A 21,345-nucleotide genomic window follows, 5' to 3' on the forward strand; every position below is an offset into this window, starting at 1 on the left:
CCGACGGCCGCCGGCGGGTCCGCCGGTGGGGTGGACGGGGCCGCCGCCGGTCCGCGACGCCTTCCGCCAGGAGGGCGCCGGACGGGGCCCTCGCGAGCGGGAGGACGGGCATGGCGTCGCACACGGGGGACCAGACCGGGGCCGACCGGTCCGCCGGGCCGGCGCGCCCGGCCGGCACGGGCCGGCTCCGCGACGTCCTCCGGACGACCCCGGCGCTGATCGTGCTCAGCGGCGCCGTGCTGCTCGCCGCGCTGGCCGCCACCGCCGTCGTCGCCGTGCAGTCCCGCCCGTCGGCCACCACGCTGGGCGAACGCTCCGCCGCGACCGCGGTGGGCACCAGCACGACCGCCCGGAAGATCTACCAGGGCCTCGCCGACGCGGACGTCGCCGCCAGCGCCGTCTTCCTGCTCCCACCGACCGAGGACCGACGGGCCTCGTTGGTGGCCGCCTACGACGCGTCCGTACACGAGGTCGAGCGCACGCTGACCGACTCGATGGGCAACGCCGTGGGCGACCCGGCCCGCCTGACCCGACTGGCGACGATCGCCGCCCGGCTGAAGGTCTACCGCGACGTGGTGTGCGCCGCCCTGCGGGTGGCCGGTCCGCTGTCCGCGACGGCCACGGGGAACCGGCGCCCCTGCCCGCCGGCGACGACGGAACAGGCCGGGACGGGCAGCCCGGCGGCCCGCGCGGTGCTCGCCTCCGCGTACGCGCGCCAGGCGTCGCACTACATGTCCACCGAACTGCTCACCGCCGCCCAGGGCCTGTGGAACTACGACACCAGGCTGCTGCTCGACGCCCGCGCCGACGCCCGCCCGTGGCTGGCCGCGTCGATCCTGGTCCCGCTGGCCGCGCTCGCCGCGCTGGTGGTGGTCCAGGTGTGGCTGCGCCGGCGGACCCGGCGCCGACTGAACGCGGGCCTACTGCTGGCCTCGGTGGGCACCGCCGCCGTCCTGGCCATGCTGGGCTCCTCGTGGTGGCACTGGCCGGACGCCGACCGAAGGTTCCCGGAGCTGGAACGGGCGATCGACGCGCAGAGCGCCACCCAGCAGCGGCTCGGCGCCCTGCTCGCCGGCCGGGCCGACGTCTACCTGGGACTCGGCGCGAGCGTCGACCCGGCCGGGCACAAGGCGGACTTCGACAACCGGGACCTCTGCCTCGCCCCCGCCGCCGGGCGGGAGTCACCGGACCGGATCGACTGCACCGACCTGGAGGAGGACGTCTGGCCGGCCCGGCAGATCAAGACCCCCAACGCGTTCCGCGCGGCGGTCGACACCGTGCTCGCCGAGGGATCGGCGGGCCGGGCGTTCGTCGCCGCCGAGGGGCACCTGCTGACCGAACTGACCACCCGCAACGAGGAGGTCTCCCGGATGGTCGCCGACCTGCCCGAGGCGCGCCGCCACCTGGGCGGCGCAGCCGCCTGGGTGACCCTGCTCGCCGCCGCCGGTGTGGTCGCCGGGCTGCGCCAGCGCCACCGGGAGTACCAGTGACCACACCCCGGCCGACCTCCACGCGGACCCGACGCCGGGCCGCGTTCCTCGCGCTCCTGGCGACGCTGCCCGGGTGCGCCGCCCCCGCGACGCCGGCTCCCGCACCCCCCGCCCGGCCGCCGGGGGTGGCGACCGCGCCGACGACCGACGCGACCGGCGGGGTCTGCCCCGTACGCCGCAGCTTCCCGCCCGACCCGACGCCCCCGCGCCGGATCCTCGACCGGGGCGAACTGGTCGCGGGCGTGGACCCGTCCGACGCCACCATGAGCCACTGGGACGCCAGCAGCCAGCGGTTCGAGGGCTTCAACATCGAGCTGATGCTGGCGGTGGCCCGTGCCCTCTGGCCGGCCGACGACCCGCGCAGCCGGCTCACCTTCAAGGCGGTGCCGCCCGGCCAGGGCGCCTTCACCATGCTGGACAAGGGTGAGATCGACGTTGTCGCCACGTCGCTCACGGCCTCCTGCGAGCGGGCCCGGCTGGTGCTGTTCTCCAACGACTACCTCGACTCCGGGCAGACGGTGCTGGTCCGCAAGCGCCCCGACGGCACGCCCGAGTTCGCGGGCATGGAACAGCTCGGCGGCCGGCGGGTCTGCGCCGCCGCGAACACCACCTCGCTGGCGATGATCGCCGGCTACCGCACCACGGGAGGCCTGCGGCCGGTCCCGGTGCACGCCCCGCACCCGGTCGACTGCCTGGTCATGCTGCGTCAGGGGCAGGTCGACGGCGTCAGCACCGACGACAACATCCTGCTGGGCTTCGCCCGGATGGCCCCGGACACGACCCTGGTGACCGAGGCGCCCCGGGAGGAGCGGCGCTCCTGCGAGCACCACCGGGACGAGGACTGCACCTGGTTCACCGACGAGCCGCACGCCTTCGCGTTCCGCCTGACCGACGGCCGGGACCTGGTCGCGTTCGTCAACCACGTGCTGGCGCAGCCGCGTACGGCGATGGTGTGGCAGCAGGCCCACGACCGGTGGCTCGCCGGCCACCGGGACCGGGGCATGCCCTCGCCCGGGCCGGCCACCACCGCCTGGCCGCCGCCCGACCCCGCCCCGGCCACCCCCGCGCCGGCCGACTGATGGGCGGTGGGGAAATGGCCGTGCGCCAACGCCTCGACGCCGCCCTGGCCGCGCACGCCTGGGTCTGCGAGCACCTGCTCGACGTGCAGCAGCTGGTCACGGACGCCTTCCGGCAGCCCGGCGGCCCGGCCGCCGCGCCCGCGCAGGAGGCCCGGGGCCTGCTGCACCGGCTCGGCTGCCTGTCGCTGGCCCTCGACCGGCTCGTGGACGACCTCGACGGCGTCGAGGAGCCGACGGGCGCGGGCGCGCAGGCGCTGGCCCGGCTGCTGGCCGACCCGTGCCAGGTCCGGTTCACCGCGGCCACCGGCGAGCCGGTGACCGTGGAGGCGATGAGCGTCCAGGAGATCCTGGCCGCGGCCCGCGAGCACGTGGCCCGGATCCGCCGGATCGTCGACGCGTACGGCCGGGACCGGCTGACGGTGCGGGCGCAGCGGCTGCGCTCCTCGGTCGAGCGGCTGCGGCGGCTCGCGGCGGAGGCCGCCGACGAGGGGCTGGGCGACGGGACGGACCCGGTGGCGGCGCTCGCGGTCGACGCGCTGCTCGACCGCCTCGGCGCCGCCGAGGCGGCGGGCCGCGGCCAGTGGTGGCGCGGCGACGTCCAGCCGGAACGCGACGACGGGTCGCTGGGGGCCGCCGTCGACCGGGCGGTCGAGCGGACCGACACCGCGCGGCGCCGGCTGCGCCGCGGCTGCCACGCGGAGCTGGCCGGGCGGCTGGAGGCGTACCGGCAGAAGGCCGCCGACGAGGGCCGGGCCGAGCACCCGCAGGTCGAGCGGGCCTACCGGGAGGCGCTGGCCGCGCTGCGACCCGACGCCTTCGCGCTGACCGACGCCAGCCGGGCGGTGCGGGCCTACCAGCGGGCCGTGAACGGGGGTACGCGATGACGGTGGACCGCGACTGCGCGCAACGCAACTGCCCCGGCGCCGTCGACGAGGACGGGTTCTGCCGGCTGTGGGGCCACGAGTGCCTCGGCGCGGGCGGGGCCGACGTGGGTGGCGCGGCGGTCCGGCCGCCCGAGGCCGATCCGCGACCGCCCCGGACGACGTCGCGGCCGTGGGAGCGACCGGCGGTGCTGCCGACCGCGCGGCCCCACGATCCCCTGACGGCGGTGGTCTCGCAGGCGGTGGTGCCCGAGCACTCCCGCTACTGCGGCAACACGAGGTGCCACCGGCACCGGGGTCCCCGGCTGCCCCGGGTCGCCGGGTTCTGCCCCGACTGCGGCACCCGCTACTCCTTCACCCCGCCGCTGGCCGACGGTGACCTGCGCGCCGGGCGCTACCGGATCGAGGGCTGCCTGGGCAACGGCGGCGTCGGCTGGGTGTTCCTCGCCCGGGACGAGGACATGGACGGCGCCTGGCGGGTGCTGAAGGGACAGCGCAACCCGGAGGATCGGGAGGCCGTCGCCGCGTTCGTCGCCGAGCGGCAGGCGCTGATCGCGCTGAACCACCCGAGGATCGTCACCATCACCCACGCGCTGCGGCCCGAGTCCGACCGCGACGGCGGCTACCTGGTGATGGAGTACGTCAACGGCGGCACCCTGGAGGAGGCGCGCAGCACGGCCGGACCGGGCGGCGGGTCCTGCGCCGTGGACGTGGCGCAGGCGCTGGGGTACGCCGTGCAGATCCTCGACGCCTTCGAGTACCTGCACGACCAGGGCTGGCTGTACTGCGACCTGAAGCCCGAGAACGTGATGCGCGTCGGCGGCCAGGGCACCAACGACCCGATCAAGCTGGTCGACTTCGGCGCGGCCCGCCGCATCGACAACACGGTCAGCCCGGCGTGGGGCACGGTGGGCTACACGGCGCCGGAGGTGGAGCGACTCGGGCCGGCCGGCCCCAGCGTGCGGTCGGACCTCTACACCGTCGGGCGTACCCTCGCCGCGCTGACCCTGGTGCCCCGCTCCACCGAGGTGACCCGGATCCCGCCGGGTGCGGACCTGCTGCGGCTGCCCGTGCCCGCGCGGCTCGACCCGTTCCTGCGGCTGCTCGCGCGCGCCACCGCCGCCGAGCCGGAGGACAGGTTCGCCTCGGCGGCCGAGATGCGCGAGCAGGTCCGGGGCGTACGCCGGCAGGTCGGCTCCGCCACCGACGGCGTGCCCAGACCGACCCGCTCCACTCTGTTCAGCCCGTCCACGTGCGCGTTCGCGCTGCACACCGACCGCGCTGCCCTCGACGTCGTGGAGATCATGCTCGGCCTGCCCGTGCCCCTGGTCGACGGCACCGACCCGGCCGCCGGGTTCCTCGCCTCGCTCGGCGCCGCCGACCCGGCCGAACTCATCGAGCTGCTGAAGACCGCGCCGCAGCGGACCGCACAGGTCACCTACCGCGCCGTACGGGCCCACCTCGCCGCCGGACGGGTGGCCGAGGCGGGCCCGCTGCTCGCCGGCTTCCCCGAGGACCTGCGGGACTGGGCGCTGTGGTGGCACCGCGGCCTGGTGGCCCTGGTGGGGCGGGACGCCGCCACCGCCCGACGCCGCTTCGAGCAGGTCTACGGCTGGCTGCCCGGCGAGGTGTCCACCCGGCTCGCGTACGCGGTGGCCTGCGAACTCGACGGCGACCCGCGGACCGCCGCCGACCACTACCGGGGGGTGTGGGACGCCGACCCGGGCGTGGTGGGCGCGGCGTTCGGGCTGGCCCGCTGCCTGCTGGCGACGGCCGACGCGCGCAGCGCGGCGGACGCCCTGCTGCGGGTGCCGGAGTCCTCCCGCGCCTCGACGGTGGCGGTCACCTGCGCGGTGCGGATCCTGCTCGACGCGCCGGACGACGGGCGTCGGCTGGACGCCGCGCTCGACGCCGCCGCGATCGTCGACAAGCTGCCCCCGTTCGGCGAACGCGAGGAGGTGGAGGCGCACATCCTGCGGATCGCGCTGGACTGCGACCTGACCGAGGGGCGCCACGACGACCGGCGGCTGTTCGGTCACCGGCTCGACGAGGACGCGCTGCGCCGCGCGTTCGAGCGCCGGTGCCGCTCCCGCGCCCGACGCACCGCCGACCGGCGGGAGCGGATCGCGCTCGTCGAGCTGGCCAACGCGTACCGGCCGGTGACGTGGTGGTGACCCCGGCCGCCGACCCCGACGGAAAGAGGTCCCCCGTGAACGACCTGCCGCTGCGGCTGCGCGTGCACCACACCGAGTGCGTCCCCGCCGACGGGGCGGTGCTCGACGTCGTCGCCACCGTCCGGGGCGAGGAACCGGCCCACCCGGACGTCCGGCACGACGACCTGGCCGAGGTGATCCTGCTCGACTCGTCGGGCTCGATGGGGGCGCCGCAGGCCAAGATGCGCGCCGCCCGACAGGCCACGGTGGCGGCCGTCGACGCCCTGCCCGACGGGGTGGCGTTCGCGGTGGTGTCGGGCACCGCGCACGCCACCATGGTCTACCCGGGCGACCGGCGGCTGGCGGTCGCCGACGAGAGCACCCGCGCCGCCGCCCGCCGGGCGCTGCGGCACGTCACCCCGCACGGCGGCACGGCCATCGGCACGTGGCTGCTGCTGGCCCGCCAGCTGCTGGCGACGCGACCGGACGCGATCGGGCACGTCATCCTGCTCACCGACGGGCGCAACGAGTCCCAGCGCCCCGCCGACCTGCGGGCGGCGGTGGACGACTGCGTGGGCCGGTTCACCGTCGACTGCCGCGCCATCGGCTCCGCCGACGGCGTACACGACTGGGACGCGGCGGAGCTGCTGGGCATCGCGGAGGCGCTCGGCGCCAACCCCGTCGTGCCGGTGGAGGACCTCACCGGGCTCGCCGACGACTTCCGGGCGGTGCTGGGCCGGGCGATGTCCCGGCGGGTCCCCGACGTACGGCTGCGCGTACGCACCACCGGGCTGGCCCGGGTCCGCTTCGTCAAGCAGGTGCACCCGGCGCTCGCCGACCTGAGCGGGCGCGGCGAGCCGGCCGGCGAGCTGTCCACCGACTACCCCGTCGGCGCGTGGAGCCCGCACGACCAGCGCGACTACCACGTCGCGCTGGAGGTCGACGCGATGGCGCCGGGGGCGCGTCGGCGCGTCGGCTGGTTGAGCGTGCACGCCGGTGCCGACGCCGCGCCCGTCGAGGTGCCGCTCACCGTGGAGTGGACCGAGGACGCCCTGCGGTACTCGGAGATCAACGAGAGCGTGGCGTACTACACCCGCCAGCAGGACTACGCGGCGGCGGTCCAGCGGGGGCTGTCGGCCGCCCGGGCGGGGCGGGTGCCGGAGGCCGAGGAGCACCTCGGGCGCGCGGTGGCGCTCGCCCACGCCACGGGCCGCGACGACGACGTCGCCCTGCTCGCCCGCGTCGTGGACGTCCTGGACGCCGCCGGGGGCCGGGTCCGGCTCAAGCCCGACATCGACGTCCGCCTCACGCAGTCCTCCCTGGTCGTGGCCCACCGCACGTCGCGCTGGGGGCCGCAGGAGCCGCCGGCGCAGCGGGCCGCGCCGACCGGCCCGCCCGCCCCGTGGCGGCACTGCGACGAGGAGCAGACCGGCGCGTACTGCGAGGGGTGCGGCGCGCACCACCTGTCGGCCGACCGGCCCGGCGCCGGCCGGTCCTGACCGCCGATGGACCTGGACGTCTCGGACAAGGTCGCCAGCGTCGTCAGCGGCACCGTGGCGCTCGCCACCGCGCTCGCCACCGCGGGCGTCGCACTGCACCGCCACGCCCGGGGCCGGCGCGGCTGGTGGGCCTCGCTGCGCCCGGTCTGGCACGGCGAGGCGGACGCCGGCATCGTCCACCCGCACCGCTTCGGGGGCTACGTCAAGCCGCTGTCCGAGGTGTACGTGCCGCGCCGGGCGGTGCCGCGGCTCGCGCCGGCCGGCGACGGCGTGGACGTCGCGGACCTGTTCACCGGCGACGGCAACGTGCTGCTGATCGGGGAGCCGGGCAGCGGCAAGACGGCGCTCGTACGCTACGAGAGCGCCAGGTCGGCGCGGCGCTGGCTGGCCGGGCGCGGCCGGCGACGGCGCTGTCCGCCCGGGCCGGTGCTGGTGAGCCTGCCGGCGGCCGCTCTGGTGCACCGGCCGCTGCCCGCCGCGCTCGCCGAGGCGTACCCCCGGGAGGGCGCGCCGCTCGACGTCGAGCGGCCCCCCGTCCCCGGCCGGCGGTGGCTGGTCTGCGTCGACGCGCTGGACGCCGTCGCCGACCCGGACGAGCGGGCCGTCGTCCTCAACCGCCTCGCGGAGCTGGCCCGCTCCCCCGGCCCGGCCGGTGCGCCGCGTCCCTGGCGGCTCCTGGTGACCACGCGGCACCTGGCCGAGGACGAGCTGGCCGTGCTGGGCGACGGCTACCCGGCGTACCACCTGGCGCACTTCACCGACGCCGACGTGGCGTTGCTGGCGGCCCGCTGGTTCCCCGACGGCGACGCCGCCCGCAGGTTCCTGGACTGGACGCACGCGCAGCGCATCACCGACCCGGTGCACAATCCGCTCACCGCCACCGTCGCGGTGCTGGTCTGGGAGGGCGGGCAGGCGGAGGCGGCCACGCAGCCCGGCCCGGCCGCCCTGCTCGACGAGTTCGTGCGCGCCCTGCTGCGCGGCGGCCGGGACAGCCTCGACGCCGCCTGCGAGGCGCTGCGCCGCCATCCGGCCGGGGGCGAGGCGGTCGCCGCCTGGTTGGACACCCGGCACACGGATCTGGTCGAGGTGGCGGCCACCGCCGCCGTCGCCGGGGGCGACCCGGTGGCGGCGGTCGTCGACTGGTCGGCGGCGCACGCCCCGGCTCCCCCCGCGACGGTGCTGCCCGACTGGCCCGCGCGCGTACGCCAGATCCTGCTCGCCACCGACCTCTTCCGGGCCGACCGGCACGCCCTGACCTCGGTCTGGCCCAGCCTGGTGGAGTACCTGGCGGCCGGGCCGCTCGCCCGCGACTGGCGGCCGGACGAGTGGGTGACGCTGATGAACACGGGCTCGGCGCGGTTCGTGGCGTTGCAGGCGATCAGCCGGGCGGCCGTCGCGCCGGCCTTCCTGCGCGCCCGGTTGACGCGACCCGACGGGGCGATCGCCGCGGGGCACCTGCTCGCCGGCCGGGGCACCGCCGGGGCCGGCACGCCGTCGTTCCGGGCGGACGTGCTGGCGGCGCTGCTCGCCCACTGGTCCGCCGGCCCGGACGGTCCCGCCGGCCGCGACGGCGCGCGGGAGTGCTTCTCGTTGTTGACGACGCTGGCGGCGGAGCGGGCCGACCGGGACCTGCTGCACGGGATCGCCACGGACCCGCGCCGGCCGGGGGACGTCCGCCGGGCCGCGGCGCTCTTCTTCGCCGTACGCACCCGCAACGCCCGCCGGGCGCGGGCACGGGGATGACGCCGGCGACGGCGACAGCGAGCAGGGCCCGCGCTCGGTGCGCGGGCCCTGTCACGGTCTCGGCCCACCGCGGCGGTGGGCGTGGAGCCTCGCCTACGCCGCCCGCTGCGGACCCACGACGGCCCAGCACAGGCCGGCGGGATCGCGGAGCGTCACCTGGCGCGACGGGTCCGCCGGCGGCTCGACGCGGGCACCGGCGGCCACCGCCCGCCGCAGCACCGACTCGGGGTCCGTCCGCTCGATGGTCAGCACGTCGTCGCGGCTCTCGACCGCCGACGCCATGCCCGCCTCGTACCACTCGCTGACGGTCAGACGGTGGCCGCCGACGGCCAGCTCCGCGTGCAGGACGCGCCCGTCGAGCAGACACTCCCGTTGGATCGCGACGGCGTCGAAGACGTCCGTGTAGAAGGCGATGGCTTCGTTCGTGTCGCTGACCGTCAGGTGTGGCCCCGGCCGGTGGTCCTGTGCCCTCATGAGACTGCTGCGCCCTTCCCTACTCGGCGATCCGGGTCCGGCCGGTCCAGCGGAAGACCACCGGAAGGTCGAGCGTCCCCGGGGCGGCGCCCCGCTCGAAGTGCTCGTACCCGCCGTAGTGCAGGACCTTGATCTTCTCCTCCGCCCTGGCCACCCGGCGGCTGCGCAGGTCCGCCGGCAGGTCGACGGGGCCGCCCTCCAGGACGACGTCGATGACGCCGGCGGCGTCCCGGGTGACCGGATCAGCTTGCGAAACGTCCTTCATGGCACGACCTCCGTCGCATTCCGCACACCTTGGACGGGCCGCCGCGTGGTGCGGCGGCGTCCACACAGGTCTGACGACACCCGTTGCCGGGTGAACGGACGCTTCGCGGTCGAACGTCCTTGTCCGGTGACCGGCCGCCCGTTCTGCTCCGAACGTAATCCAGATCACATTCGCCCGACACCCTTAGGTCACCCCTAGGAACGGCCCTGGGCAGCGACGATGCCCCCGTACCGACCACGACGGTGCGGAGGCTCACTCCCAGCGGAAGAACCGGGTGGCCGCTACGGAACCGACGACGGCCGTCACCGCCAGGGCGATCAGCTGCGGCAGTTCCGGGTTCGCGCCCGCCCACGCCGCGCCGAGGGTGTCCACCGTGGCGCCCAGTGGCGAGTAGTCGGCGATGGCGGCCAGGGCGGCCGGCATCCGGTCGCGCGGCAGCCAGGCGCCGGCCAGGAAGAGCAGCGGGAAGAACAGCGCCGGGCCGATGGACTGCGCCGCCCTGGCCGACGGCGCGAGCGCCGCGATCAGCAGGCCGACGGCGAAGAGGCACGCCACCCCGAGCAGGAAGGCCAGCACGAACCCGGGCAGGTTGGCCGGTGCCGGCTGGTCCAGCAGGAACCGTACGGCGATCGCGGTGACCACCGCGCCGAGGACGCCCATCACCAGGTTGACCACCACCTGGGCCACCAGCAGGAGGCTGGGCTGCACCGGGGTGGTCGCCAGGCGGCGCAGCACCCGGCGCTCCCGGTAGATGCCGAGCGCCATCGGCAGGGTGAAGAGCGCGAGCATGCCGATGGTGAGGGCCAACGCAAGCGACGGCAGGAAGGTCTGCTCGGCGTGCTGCCCGGTGTCGGCGGCCGTACCGGCGCGCTGCGGCAGCCCGAAGACGAGCATCAGGCCGATCGGCAGGGCGAAGACGAAGAACAACGACACCGGTTCCCGCAGGAACAGCTTCGTCTCGACGGCGATCAGCTTGGACAGGGCGCTCACGACGACCTCCCGTCGGTCGGGGACTGCGCGGCGGTCCGGCCCGAGCGGCCGGTGAGGGAGACGAACGCGTCGTCGAGGGTGGGTTGCTCGACCCGCAGCGCGTCGTAGCCGATCCCGCGCTCGTTGAGCACGGACATGACCGCTTGGAGCACGTCCTTCGTGCCGGTCACCGTCACCTCGTCGCGGTAGCGCGACACCCCCGTCACGTCGGGCGACGCGAGCAGCGGGGCGTCCTCGACGGGCTCGGCGGGACGGAAGTGCACCCGGTGCTCGGAGCCGACCCGGGTGAGCAGGCCGGCGGGGCTGTCGATGGCCACCACCCGCCCCTTGTCGATGATCGCGAGCCGGTCGCAGAGGCGTTGCGCCTCCTCCATGAAGTGGGTGACCAGCACGACGGTGACGCCCCGGTCGCGGATCCGCTCGACCAGGTCCCAGGTGTCCCGGCGGCCCTGCGGGTCCAGGCCGGTGGTCAGCTCGTCGAGGATGGCGACCTCCGGTCTGCCGACCAGCGCCAGGGCCACCGACAGGCGCTGCTTTTGCCCGCCCGAGAGCTTCTGGAAGTAGGTGTTGCGCTGCTCGGCCAGGCCGAGGTCCGTCAGCAGCTCGTCGATGTCGGCCCGGTTGCGGTAGAAGGACCGGTACAGGTCCAGCGCCTCCCACACCCGCACCTTGTCGGGCAGCTGGCTCTCCTGGAGCTGGGCGCCGACGCGCTGCCGCACCTCGGTGCGGTCGCGGATCGGGTCGAGCCCGAGCACCCGGATGGTGCCGCCGTCGGCGCGGCGCAGGCCCTGCACGCATTCGACCGTGGTCGTCTTGCCGGCCCCGTTCGGGCCGAGCACGCCGAAGATCTCGCCCTGTTCCACCGTGAAGGAGACGTCGTCGACCGCGATCTTCTCGCCGTACCGTTTCTGCAGATGATCGACTTCGATGACCGGCATGGGGGGTGGTCCTCCTTCACGTGCGGGTTGCCGTCGAGAAGGGCGGGACCCCTCGGCTGATCGCGGCGTCGGCTTGCGGGAACGGGCCGGTGCCGGGCGGCGCCAGGCCGACCGACGCCCGACGCCCGACATCATCCGGCCAACCGATGCGCCAATCAACTGATCAGTTGACAAATCGGGGGTGTCCGACCGGGAACCGGCGCGGGACAGGGGTACCGGCCGCGCACGCGCCCCGGAGGCAGGGGTGCCGACCGGTCACCGCAGGTGTCCGGTCGGTGCGGGCCGGTCACCGCCGGGCCGGGCAGATCGGCAGCAGCTCGTCGAGCCGGGTCAGCACGACGTCCGGGCCGGCGGCGCGCAGGGTCTCCTCGTCGGACTCGCCCCACAGCGCGGCGACCGCCACCACGCCGGCCGCCCGCGCGCTGGCCAGGTCGCTGGGCGCGTCGCCGACCATCAGCGCCTCACCCGGCCGGGCCCCGAGCAGGCGCAGCGCCCGCCGCACGATGTCGGGCGCGGGCTTCGGCCGGTGCACCTCGTCCGAGCCCACCACGTGGTCGACGAGCGGCAGCAGGTCGAGCCGGCCGAGCAGGTCCCGGGCGCGGACTCCGCTGCGGCCGGTGGCCACGGCCAGCCCGATCCCCCGCCGGCGCAGCGTGCCGAGCAGCTCCGGCACCCCGTCGACCGGGGTGACGCGGTGCGCGAGGCGGTTGCTCTCCCGCACGAACGGCCCGGCCAGCGCCGCCGGCAGGCCCATCAGCTCCAGCACCTCCGGCAGGTACCGGCCGGGGTGGCGGCAGTACTCCTCGACCGGGGCCACGCCGTCGCCGACCACCTCGGCGTACGCGAGGGCGAACGCCTCCCGGGCCACGGCGAGGCTGTCGACCAGCACCCCGTCGAGGTCGAGCACCACGGCCCGGACGCCGTCGGGTGCCGCCGCCCACGGTGTCGCGTCCACGGTCACCGGTGCCACCTCCCGTCCGACGCCGCCCGTAGGGGTGGCAGGCCCCCGGGAGCCCCGACTACGGTCAGGACGTCGTCCCGGGCCCGCCGGCGCGGCGTACCCGCCCGGATCGCCGGCGTCGCACCGACCCTACCGGCGTCCGGGGCGCCCGTCGTCCGGTGCCGGCGCGCCAGGCCGGGCCCGGCCGGGTCCGAGCCGCTGGAGAGGGATCGCACCATGCCGCTGCTGAGCTGGCTGACGAAGGGCACTGACGAACGCCCGGACGCCGTCCGGGTCGACGACCGCGCGGTGTCCTGGGTGGAGCTGCGCCGCCTGGCCGCAGCGGTGGCCGACGAGCTGCACGGTGTCGACCGGGTCGCCATCGAGGCGACCGCGACCCTGGAGACCGTGGTCGGAGTGGTCGGCGCGCTCACCGCCGGAGCGGCGGTCGTACCGGTCCCGCCGGACGCCGGTCCGATGGAGCGCGACCACATCCTGCGCGACTCGGGGTCGACGGCGCTGCTGGTCCCGGCCGGCGCGGCGCGCGGCGCCGAGGGCGCGGGCCGCGCGGTCGTGCCCGTCGACCTGACCCGCCGGTCGGACACCGTCCACCCGGAACCGGACCCGGCCCGCACCGCGGTGATCCTCTACACCAGCGGCACCACCGGCGCCCCGAAGGGCGCCGTGATCTCCCGCCGCGCGGTCGCCGCCTGCCTGGACGGGCTGGCCGACGCCTGGGCGTGGACGCCGGACGACCTGCTGGTGCACGGCCTGCCGCTGTTCCACGTGCACGGGCTGGTGCTCGGCGTGCTCGGGCCGCTGCGGCTGGGCAGCGGGCTGCACCACGTGGGCCGCCCGCGTCCCGAGCGGTACGCCGCCGCCACCGGTTCGATGTACTTCGGCGTGCCGACCGTCTGGTCCCGCATCGCCGCCGACCCGGACGCGGCACGGGCGCTGCGTCCGGCGCGGCTGCTCGTCTCGGGCAGTGCGGCGCTGCCGGCCGCCGTCTTCGCGGACCTCGCCGCCCTCACCGGCCACCGGGTCGTGGAGCGGTACGGGATGACCGAGACCCTGATCACGGTGAGCGCCCGGGCGGACGGCCCGCGCCGGCCGGGCACCGTCGGGCTGCCGCTGCCGGGGGTGCGTACGCGGCTCGTCGACGACGACGGCGCCGTCCTGCCCGCCGACGGGGCGGCGATGGGCGAACTTCAGGTCGCCGGCCCCACCCTGTTCGACGGCTACCTCAACCGCCCGGACGCCGACGCGGCCAGCCGCACTCCGGACGGCTGGTTCCGCACCGGGGACGTCGCCACCGTCGACCCGGACGGCTGGCACCGGATCGTCGGCCGGGCGTCCACCGACCTGATCAAGAGCGGCGGCTACCGGATCGGCGCCGGCGAGGTGGAGGACGCCCTCCTGGCGCACCCCGGTGTCCGCGAGGCCGCCGTGGTGGGCGTCCCGCACCCCGATCTCGGCCAGCAGGTCACCGCGTACGTGGTGGGCGACGGGGTGGACGGGGCCGAGCTGATCGACTTCGTCGCCCGGCACCTGTCGGCGCACAAGCGGCCACGCGAGGTACGCCTGGTCGACGCGCTGCCCCGCAACGCCCTCGGCAAGGTGCAGAAGAGCAGGCTGACGGCGGACTAGGGGCGCGCGGCCGGGATGCTGATCGCGGTGGCGAGCAGTCCCCGCTCGACGAGGAACCTGCCGGCGAAGGCCGTCACCGGGGTCCCGCCGAGCACGGGGCCGGGCACCAGCAGCCGGGCCTCGAACGTGCCGGCCGGATCGATCACGATGTCCGCCTCGGAGAAGTCCAGCCACCGGCCGGTGAGCGGGAACCACGCCTTGTACACCGCCTCCTTCGCGCTGAACAGCAGGCGGTCCCAGCAGACGGTGGGGCGGGCCGCCGACAACGCGGTGGTGCGCGTCCGCTCCGCCGGCAGGGCGATCGCGTCGAGCACCCCCTCGGGCAGCGGCGCGTGCGGCTCGGCGTCCACGCCGAGGGTGGCGAACGCCGTCGTACGGCCGAGGACCGCCGCCCGGTAGCCGTCGCAGTGCGTCATGCTGCCCACCACCCCGCCCGGCCAGACCGGGGCGCCTCGGGCGCCGGAGACGATCGGCACCGGGTCGAGCCCCAGCTCACCGAGGGCCAGCCGGGCGCAGTGCCGCACGGTGGTGAACTCCCGGCGGCGCTTCTCCACCGACCGGGCCACCAGCGCCTCCTCCTCGGGGAACAGGGTGAGGCCGGCGGGGTCCGTGAAGGCTTCGGCCACCGCCACGGCGGGAGGCAGGATCTGCTCGATCACGTCCGCCGATGCTAGGCGGTGCGGCGACCCGCGCCGCCCCGGCGTCGGCGGTACGGTGCACCATAGGGGTCGGGTACGGGTGCCGGGCCGCGCAGGTGGCTGCCAGTCTGGGGCGGCCCCGGTCCCACGGGCGGGGCACGCGGATTTTGGGTCGGATGGATGCGGGAAAGCGATGCTCACTGGCAAGGTGGTGCGGTTCGACGAGGTGCGGGGCTACGGGTTCATCGCCCCGGACGACGGCAGCGACGACGTGTTCGTGCACGCGAACATGCTGGACGGCGACAAGTGGGCGTTGACGCCCGGCGTCCCGGTGGAGTATGAGGCGGTGGGGACCGACCGCGGTCCCAAGGCCGTGCTGGTGCGGGTGGTCGGCGCGGGCGCGGAGCGGAACGGGACGGCCGGCGCGGTGGCGCCCTCCCGGTCCGGCGTGGCGGTCACCGGCGCGCGCGGCAGGGACAGCGGACACGCCGCCGGCGGGGCCGAGGACGACGAGGGCCTCTGCGACGTGCTCTCCGAGCGGGCCTTCTACGCCGAGACCACCGAGGCGCTGGTGACGTCCGTGTCGGATCTGACCGGGGCGCAGATCGTGGCGGTACGCGCCCGCATGCTGGACCTCGCCCGGCGGCACGGCTGGGTGGAGGGCTGACCGCAGCGGCCGACGGGGTGGACGCCCGCCCGACGCGATCAGCTCAGCCGGCGGCGATCAGCAGGGACTTCCTGATCCGGCCGTGCGCGCTGCGCGGCAACTCGTCGACGAAGTGCACCCGCCGGGGTCGTTGACAGGCCGAGAGGTACCGGCCGACGTGGTCGATGAGCACCTGCGCGGTCAGCCCCTCCGCGACGACGTACGCGGTGACCTGCTCGCCGAGCGCGTGGTGCGGCGTGCCGACGACGGCCGCCTCCCGCACCCCGGGATGGCTCAGCAGCGCCTCCTCGATCTGCCCGGCGTGCATCCGCCGGCCCCGGCTGTGCACCACGTCGAGCCCGCACCGCCCGATGATCCGGTACGAGCCGTCGGCGGCCACGCTGGCCAGGTCGCCGGTGGCGTGCCAGCGCCCGGCCGGAAAGCCCTGGCCGGCCCCGACGTAGCCGCTGAACAGCGTCGGGCCGCAGACGCTCAGCTCGCCGACCGACTCGCCGTCGGCCGGCACCGGCCGGGCCTCGCGGTCCAGCACCCGGGTCTGCACGCCGGGAAGGGGGGTGCCGACGGCACCGGCGGCGGTGCGGTCGTCGGCCCGCCCGGTCAGGGCGATGAGCGTCTCCGTGGTGCCGTACGCCTGCACCGGTGAGTGCGAGGTCAGCAGCCGGAGGCGCTCGGCCACGGCGGAGGGCAGGGGGGCGTCGGCGGAGATCAGGACGCGCGCCGCGGTCAGCGACCGGGCCCACCGGCTGTTCAGCGCGATCCTCGCCCACTGTTCGGGCATCGCGAGGTACATGGTGCCGACCGGTCCCGCGGCGGCGTGGCGGTCGAGGTGGACGAAGCGGCTGCCGACCCGCAGCGCGCCGAGCAGGCCGACGACCAGCCCGTACGCCCGGAACAGCGGCGCGCCCTGGACCACCACGTCGTCCTCGCACCACCGCCACGCCTGGGTCAGCAGGTCGAGGTCGGCGGCGATGGCGCGACGCGAGATGCGTACGCCGCGCGGCGGCCCGCCGGCACCGCCGGTGTAGAGGATGACCGCGTCGGTGCCGGGCGACGGCTCGGGGTGCCGCGTCGACGAGCGCTGGCGCAGGTCGACCGGGACCGTGGGCAGCCGGTGGGTGTCGGGCAGGTCCCGGCCGAGGAACAGCGTCGCCCCGGACTGCCGGAGGATGCGGCGCCGCTCGCGCTCGTCGGCGTCGGGCGGCAACGGCACGAGCGGGACGCCCGCGTGGAGGGCGCCGAGCATGCCGACCACCGTCTCCAGGGTCGGCGTGCCGTCGACCGCGACGGCGCCCGCGCCCCGGATCCGGTCGGCGACGGCGTTGACGCAGCCGAGCAGGGCCTCGCTGGAGAGCGTACGGCCGGCCACCCGCACCGCGTCGGCCCGATCCGCGCCGAATCCCCGCAGCGCCGGCAGCAGTGTCATCTCCGCTATCCCCTGCGGAGGGCGTCAACGAGTCGCGGCAGCGGCTGGGACATCACGACGGCCACAGAGCCCTTCAGGTCATGGGACCGGCACGGCCCCATATCCGGCTATCCCGATGTTGGAAACGGGTGCCCCGAAATTAGGCCGGGCAATCGTCCGGCACAACCCCTAGCCACCGCGCCCCGGTCCCCTGCCGGGGCCGACAGCCCAGGTAGGACGGGATTTCGCCCCGGCTCCGGGGACGGCTGGAGCGGCCACCCTTTCCGGCCCTCGCCACTATGGACGGACGACGGTGTCGCAGCATCTGCGGGCATTCAACCACGGAATCGTCCGCGACCTCGCCGAGTGATATGCCGAGGACGTCCACGCATTGACGTCTGCCACTCTTTTTCAAACATTTTTCATCGGCCGGTCCGCACCGTCGCCGTCCACCCGGGACCCTGGGCCGCATAATTCTTTTTTAACAACATAATCGTTGAATTTCCCAAACGTCCGAATCGGCGGTCGCCCCCGCGACCCGCGGCACGCCCGATGCGCCACCCCCACCCCCCGGCAGTCCGCGGTCGCACTTCGCGGCACCCGATGCTTTACTCCGCAACGATTTCGGGAATCCTCGCCAATTCCGGCCCCCAGACCCGGGCGGGAGCGTCCCGGCGGGCCCGGCCGGCGGAGCCGACACGCCGACGGCATCCGCCCGGACGCGCGACGCACCCTCCCCGGGCCGGACGCGCATCCCGGGTGCCGGCCGCGCTGACCCTGAGTTGAGCAGCGCCTACGCGCTGGCCTCGACAGTTGCGTCCCAGTGACCGGGACCAGGCTCGCAGACCTCATCGACACTGCGCGATTCCGATGTCGACCGGTGGACAGCTCGGGTCCGCACCGGGACAGCGGGCGCCGCCGCAAACCGGACACGCCTAGCACGCGAAACCGCGTCCGCCAATCGCCGGGCGGGCCAGAAAAGGCGCAACCAATGGGCGTCGAGAGCGCTCTGTCACGTTGCGACGCCACCCGGCGACTTTCCGTTGTCGACCGACGTCGAAGGCGCGCTCGGGCCGGCGGTGGCCCGCAACCGATGTTTGCCCATCCTTTACAAACCTCGGCTTGCCGCCCAATTGCCGAACTGCCATACTCCCACCATCACGGCGGTCGATAGGGGAGGCCGACCCGGAGGGGCTGGGGAATTATCGCCGAGGCCGACAAGGGCGCAACTCGAAGTCCTCGGCCGGTCAAGTCGGTCGATGTTCACCAGCCATGTTCGATGGTCGTCTATATTTGCTAATAATGGAATGGGTCAAGAATTGCCGGTCTCCGATTTCGTCGAGCTCCCGGGCCACGCAGCTCGGGCGGCCCGTTCGGTGACCGCGGACCGCGCGCTCCCTCGGAGGCCACGTCGATGGAGCTGACCGAGCGGTCGTGCCAGCTGAGCCTGCTGGAGGGCCGGCTCGCGGACCTGTTCCGGGGTGGGAGCACGTCGACGAACCGGACGGTGATCGTGCTGACCGGTCCGGTCGGCGTCGGTAAGACCACGCTTCTGCAGACCTTCGCCCGGCGGGCCTGTGACTCCGGAGCACGCGTCCTCGGCGCGAGTGCGTCCCGCGCCGAACGCACCGTGCCGCTGGAAGTCGTCCGACAACTCGTCCGGGCGGCGCCGTTGAGCGGGACCGGCACCCCGGACACCCTGGCCCGGCTGGAGCGGCTGCTGGACGAGGGCGCCCTCGCCTGGGCGGACGCCGACGACACCGACGACGAGGGCACGGCCCTGACCACCGCCGCGATCGGTGGTGCCCTGCTCGAGATGACCACGCGGGAACCGCTGGTCATCGCCGTCGACGACATCCACCACGCCGACGTGCCGTCGCTGCGCTGCCTCGACTACGTGGCCCGGAGGATCTCCGGCCTGCCCGTGCTGATCGTCCTGACCGAGGCGCCGCGTACCAGGCCGTGGCGGCCGGAAGTGCACGCCGAACTGCTGCAACCCGCGAGGCTGCACCGCATCCGGCTGCCGCTGCTCAGCCCCGACGGCACGTTCCATCTGCTCGCCCAGCGGCTCGGTGTCCCGGTCGCCCGGACCATCGCCGCGGAGAGCCACCGGATCAGCGGGGGCAATCCCCTGCTGCTCCAGGCGCTCGCCGAGGACCAGGCCGTGGCACCCGGCCCCGCCGACCACCCCGCCGTCGGGGAGTCGTTCCGGGAGGCGGTGCTGAGCTGCCTGTACCGCTGCGACCATCTGGTGCTCAACGCCGCCCGGGTGCTCGCCGTGACCGGCGAGCCGCTGCACGGCAACCTGCTGCCGCAACTCGTCGACGCCCGGTCGCGGGCCGCGCTGGGCGCGATCGACGACTCGACCAGTGCGGGGCTGATCACCGAGCAGGGGTTGCGCCACCCGGCGGTGAGCCAGGCGGTGATCGACGGAACGACCTCCGAGGAACGCGCACGGCTGCACCTGGAGGCGGCCTGCCTGCTGCACGACGACGGCGCGGCGCCGGCCCGGGTCGCGCCGCACCTGGTCGGGATCGACGAGTTGGCCGAGCCCTGGATGGCGCAGACCCTGCTGGACGCCGGCGAGCAGGCGCTGCTCGACGGCGAGGTGGAGACCGCCCTGCGGTACCTGCGCCGTGCGCACCGGGGCTGCGCCGGCGAGTGCCTGCGGGCCCGGATCCGTTCCGCGCTGGCCCGCGCCGAGTGGCGGCTCGACCCGCAGGCCGCGCTCCCCCACCTCATCGGCGTCGTCAGCGCCATCCGCGCCGGGCACCTCGGCAGCCAGCAGGCCGCCGGCCCCATCCAGTACCTCCTCTGGCACGGTGAGATCGAGGAGGCCGCCGCGCTGGTCAACCACCTCAGCGAGCGGGCGGACAGCGCCGACCCGCGGTCCGCCGCCGAACTGCTCATCATCACGGGTTGGATGTCGACCCTCTACCCCGGCGTGATGCTCGAGCGTCCCGCCCCCACCATGGCCGTACGGGACCCGCTCACGCTGGCCAAGGTCAAGCGCGGGGTCCAGGGGGCCACCCTGTTGTCGGCCGTCCTCGACCGTGGTGACGTCGGCGCGGTCGAGCAGGCCGAGCGGACGCTGTCGACCACCGGGCTCGACGACGAACGCAACATGTGGACCGCCGTCTGCGCCCTCATCGCCATCATCTACGCGGATCGCCTGGACCTGGCCGACGACTGGTGCGACCGGCTGGGCCGCGATCCCGCCGCCCCGCGCTACCCCACCCCGTCGGCCATGCTGACCGCCCTGCGGGCGACCGTCGCCGGACGCCTCGGCGACCTCTCGCGAGCCGAGAAGCTGGCCGACGAGGCGCTGGGGCAGCTCTCGCCCAAGGGCTGGGGCGTGGTGATCGGGATACCGCTGGCGGTGCGGATCCGGGCCCTCACCTTCATGGACCAGCTCGACGCGGCGGCGGCCTGCCTCCAGACGCCGGTCCCGCCGGCGATGTTCGAGACGCCGATCGGGCTGCACTACCTGCAGGCCCGCGGAATGCACGCCCTCGCCGCGGGCAGCCCGGAGGCCGCACTGGCCGACTTCCAGCTGTGCGGGCAGCTGATGAACCGCTGGCGGCTGGACTTCTCCGGCCTCATCCCCTGGCGTACCGAGTCCGCCCGGGCGTTGCTGCGGATGGGCCGCCGTCAACAGGCCGGCCGGCTGGTCCGCGACGAGTTGGCCCGGCTGCGACCCGTCCACGTCCGGTACCGGGCCGCCGCCCTGCGGGTCCTGGCCGCCACCGAGGACGGGCCGGACCGGATCCCGCACCTGCGCAGCGCCGTGCGGCTGTTGCGCCAGTGCGGCGACCGGATGGAGCTGGCGCACAACCTGGCCGACCTCGGCCACGCCTACCAGCAGGCCGGCGACCGGCGGCAGGCCCGCGTGGCGTCGCGCTCGGCCCGGGAACTCGCCGAGGAGTGCGGCATCCCGATGCTGCGGTTCGGCATCTCCGCCAGGAGCGGCGCGGCCGAGGGCCGCCGCGACACGACGGTCGTGGTGCACGGGCTGACCGACGCGGAGTCCAAGGTGGCAGCCCTGGTCGCCCAGGGCCACACCAACCGCGAGATCGCCGAGAAGCTCTTCCTGACGGTCAGCGCGATCGAGCAGCGGCTGACCCGCATCTACCGGAAGCTGGACGTCAACTCGCGCAGCGAGCTGGCCAGCCGGCTGCGGTTGAGCCGGCCCGGCGCGACGCTGCTGGATCCGCCGCCGCGCGGCTCGCTCGACCCGGACCGCCGGCCTCCCGGCTCCCGGCTGCGCTGAGGCACCCCGGCGCTCGACCCCCGGCCGTCGGCCCGACGCCGTGGCGGTCACCGTCGCCGTCGGCCGCCGACGACCCTCCACGCCGGACCGACAGTCGTCGCCGACCGTTCATTTCCGCCCGGGTCCGAGTTCACCTGCCGTTCATCCCCGTCGTCGTCGGCGCGTACCCCTTCTGCCGGCGCCTGACGCCCCGCCGGGAGACGCGGGACGGCCTTTTCCGCCGGCCGTCGCCGCGTGTCCACTTCCCACCACTGTCCGTACCAACGGGG

At 75.4% G+C, this 21,345-nt stretch carries 16 protein-coding genes; 9 read left to right on the forward strand and 7 right to left on the reverse strand.

Annotated features, from left to right (window positions below; genetic code table 11):
- Positions 1–110 precede the first annotated feature (110 nt).
- Genes GA0070610_RS15895 through GA0070610_RS15920 form a run of 6 tightly spaced genes read left to right on the forward strand, consistent with a single transcriptional unit; the run spans position 111 to position 8,845 of the window.
- Entirely contained in the window at positions 111–1,490 is a 1,380-nt protein-coding gene (locus tag GA0070610_RS15895) for a hypothetical protein (RefSeq protein ID WP_089000761.1), read from the forward strand.
- On the forward strand, positions 1,487–2,569 hold the full coding sequence (locus GA0070610_RS15900; RefSeq protein ID WP_089000762.1) for a transporter substrate-binding domain-containing protein: 1,083 nt from the start codon (positions 1,487–1,489) through the stop codon (positions 2,567–2,569). Before GA0070610_RS15895 ends, GA0070610_RS15900 begins: the two co-directional genes overlap by 4 nt.
- Before the next feature lie 14 nt (positions 2,570–2,583).
- Positions 2,584–3,453 (forward strand): hypothetical protein, encoded by an 870-nt coding sequence (locus GA0070610_RS15905; RefSeq protein ID WP_089000763.1) that lies wholly within the window; start codon positions 2,584–2,586, stop codon positions 3,451–3,453.
- Complete coding sequence (locus GA0070610_RS15910; protein ID WP_089000764.1) at positions 3,450–5,624, forward strand: serine/threonine-protein kinase; 2,175 nt, start codon at positions 3,450–3,452, stop codon at positions 5,622–5,624. Before GA0070610_RS15905 ends, GA0070610_RS15910 begins: the two co-directional genes overlap by 4 nt.
- Positions 5,625–5,659: 35 nt before the next feature.
- On the forward strand, positions 5,660–7,102 hold the full coding sequence (locus GA0070610_RS15915; protein WP_157747166.1) for a VWA domain-containing protein: 1,443 nt from the start codon (positions 5,660–5,662) through the stop codon (positions 7,100–7,102).
- A gap of 6 nt (positions 7,103–7,108) precedes the next feature.
- Positions 7,109–8,845: a hypothetical protein gene (locus GA0070610_RS15920; RefSeq protein ID WP_089000766.1), complete on the forward strand. Its 1,737-nt coding sequence runs from the start codon at positions 7,109–7,111 to the stop codon at positions 8,843–8,845.
- A gap of 93 nt (positions 8,846–8,938) precedes the next feature.
- Here the strand turns inward: GA0070610_RS15920 and GA0070610_RS15925 are convergent, their stop codons facing one another.
- The 5 genes from GA0070610_RS15925 to GA0070610_RS15945 form a co-directional block, all read right to left on the reverse strand.
- Positions 8,939–9,319 (reverse strand): VOC family protein, encoded by a 381-nt coding sequence (locus tag GA0070610_RS15925; protein WP_089000767.1) that lies wholly within the window; start codon positions 9,317–9,319, stop codon positions 8,939–8,941.
- A gap of 19 nt (positions 9,320–9,338) precedes the next feature.
- Entirely contained in the window at positions 9,339–9,584 is a 246-nt protein-coding gene (locus GA0070610_RS15930; RefSeq protein WP_089000768.1) for a DUF5988 family protein, read from the reverse strand.
- A gap of 252 nt (positions 9,585–9,836) precedes the next feature.
- Positions 9,837–10,574, reverse strand: a complete 738-nt coding sequence (locus tag GA0070610_RS15935) for an ABC transporter permease (RefSeq protein WP_089000769.1) — start codon at positions 10,572–10,574, stop codon at positions 9,837–9,839.
- Entirely contained in the window at positions 10,571–11,512 is a 942-nt protein-coding gene (locus tag GA0070610_RS15940) for an ABC transporter ATP-binding protein (RefSeq protein ID WP_089000770.1), read from the reverse strand. Before GA0070610_RS15940 ends, GA0070610_RS15935 begins: the two co-directional genes overlap by 4 nt.
- Positions 11,513–11,798: 286 nt before the next feature.
- Positions 11,799–12,473 (reverse strand): HAD-IA family hydrolase, encoded by a 675-nt coding sequence (locus GA0070610_RS15945; protein ID WP_172896540.1) that lies wholly within the window; start codon positions 12,471–12,473, stop codon positions 11,799–11,801.
- Between the two features lie 216 nt (positions 12,474–12,689).
- On the opposite strand from GA0070610_RS15945, the gene GA0070610_RS15950 reads away from it, so the two are divergent.
- The gene (locus GA0070610_RS15950; protein WP_089000771.1) at positions 12,690–14,099 is read left to right on the forward strand and encodes an acyl-CoA synthetase; all 1,410 of its coding nucleotides are present in this window, start codon (positions 12,690–12,692) and stop codon (positions 14,097–14,099) included.
- On the opposite strand, the gene GA0070610_RS15955 is transcribed toward GA0070610_RS15950, so the two are convergent.
- Complete coding sequence (locus tag GA0070610_RS15955; RefSeq protein WP_089000772.1) at positions 14,096–14,758, reverse strand: 4'-phosphopantetheinyl transferase family protein; 663 nt, start codon at positions 14,756–14,758, stop codon at positions 14,096–14,098. The genes GA0070610_RS15950 and GA0070610_RS15955 overlap by 4 nt on opposite strands.
- Positions 14,759–14,930: 172 nt before the next feature.
- Between GA0070610_RS15955 and GA0070610_RS15960 the strand changes: the two genes are divergently transcribed.
- On the forward strand, positions 14,931–15,404 hold the full coding sequence (locus tag GA0070610_RS15960) for a cold-shock protein (protein WP_089000773.1): 474 nt from the start codon (positions 14,931–14,933) through the stop codon (positions 15,402–15,404).
- 43 nt (positions 15,405–15,447) lie between these two features.
- On the opposite strand, the gene GA0070610_RS15965 is transcribed toward GA0070610_RS15960, so the two are convergent.
- The gene (locus tag GA0070610_RS15965; RefSeq protein ID WP_089000774.1) at positions 15,448–16,827 is read right to left on the reverse strand and encodes an AMP-binding protein; all 1,380 of its coding nucleotides are present in this window, start codon (positions 16,825–16,827) and stop codon (positions 15,448–15,450) included.
- Between the two features lie 1,393 nt (positions 16,828–18,220).
- On the opposite strand from GA0070610_RS15965, the gene GA0070610_RS15970 reads away from it, so the two are divergent.
- Positions 18,221–21,076, forward strand: coding sequence for an AAA family ATPase (locus GA0070610_RS15970; protein ID WP_089000775.1), 2,856 nt, complete (start codon positions 18,221–18,223; stop codon positions 21,074–21,076).
- Positions 21,077–21,345: the final 269 nt, after the last annotated feature.

This window comes from Micromonospora echinofusca (assembly GCF_900091445.1).
In the GTDB taxonomy this organism is placed as follows: domain Bacteria; phylum Actinomycetota; class Actinomycetes; order Mycobacteriales; family Micromonosporaceae; genus Micromonospora; species Micromonospora echinofusca.

Excerpts from the sequence above, each read along its gene's own strand:
- GA0070610_RS15895 (WP_089000761.1), top strand. The coding sequence starts at position 111 with ATGGCGTCGCACACGGGGGACCAGACCGGGGCCGACCGGTCCGCCGGG.
- GA0070610_RS15905 (WP_089000763.1), top strand. The coding sequence starts at position 2,584 with ATGGCCGTGCGCCAACGCCTCGACGCCGCCCTGGCCGCGCACGCCTGG.
- GA0070610_RS15910 (WP_089000764.1), top strand. The coding sequence starts at position 3,450 with ATGACGGTGGACCGCGACTGCGCGCAACGCAACTGCCCCGGCGCCGTC.
- GA0070610_RS15920 (WP_089000766.1), top strand. The coding sequence starts at position 7,109 with ATGGACCTGGACGTCTCGGACAAGGTCGCCAGCGTCGTCAGCGGCACC.
- GA0070610_RS15925 (WP_089000767.1), bottom strand. The coding sequence starts at position 9,319 with ATGAGGGCACAGGACCACCGGCCGGGGCCACACCTGACGGTCAGCGAC.
- GA0070610_RS15930 (WP_089000768.1), bottom strand. The coding sequence starts at position 9,584 with ATGAAGGACGTTTCGCAAGCTGATCCGGTCACCCGGGACGCCGCCGGC.
- GA0070610_RS15940 (WP_089000770.1), bottom strand. The coding sequence starts at position 11,512 with ATGCCGGTCATCGAAGTCGATCATCTGCAGAAACGGTACGGCGAGAAG.
- GA0070610_RS15950 (WP_089000771.1), top strand. The coding sequence starts at position 12,690 with ATGCCGCTGCTGAGCTGGCTGACGAAGGGCACTGACGAACGCCCGGAC.
- GA0070610_RS15960 (WP_089000773.1), top strand. The coding sequence starts at position 14,931 with ATGCTCACTGGCAAGGTGGTGCGGTTCGACGAGGTGCGGGGCTACGGG.
- GA0070610_RS15965 (WP_089000774.1), bottom strand. The coding sequence starts at position 16,827 with ATGACACTGCTGCCGGCGCTGCGGGGATTCGGCGCGGATCGGGCCGAC.
- GA0070610_RS15970 (WP_089000775.1), top strand. The coding sequence starts at position 18,221 with ATGGAGCTGACCGAGCGGTCGTGCCAGCTGAGCCTGCTGGAGGGCCGG.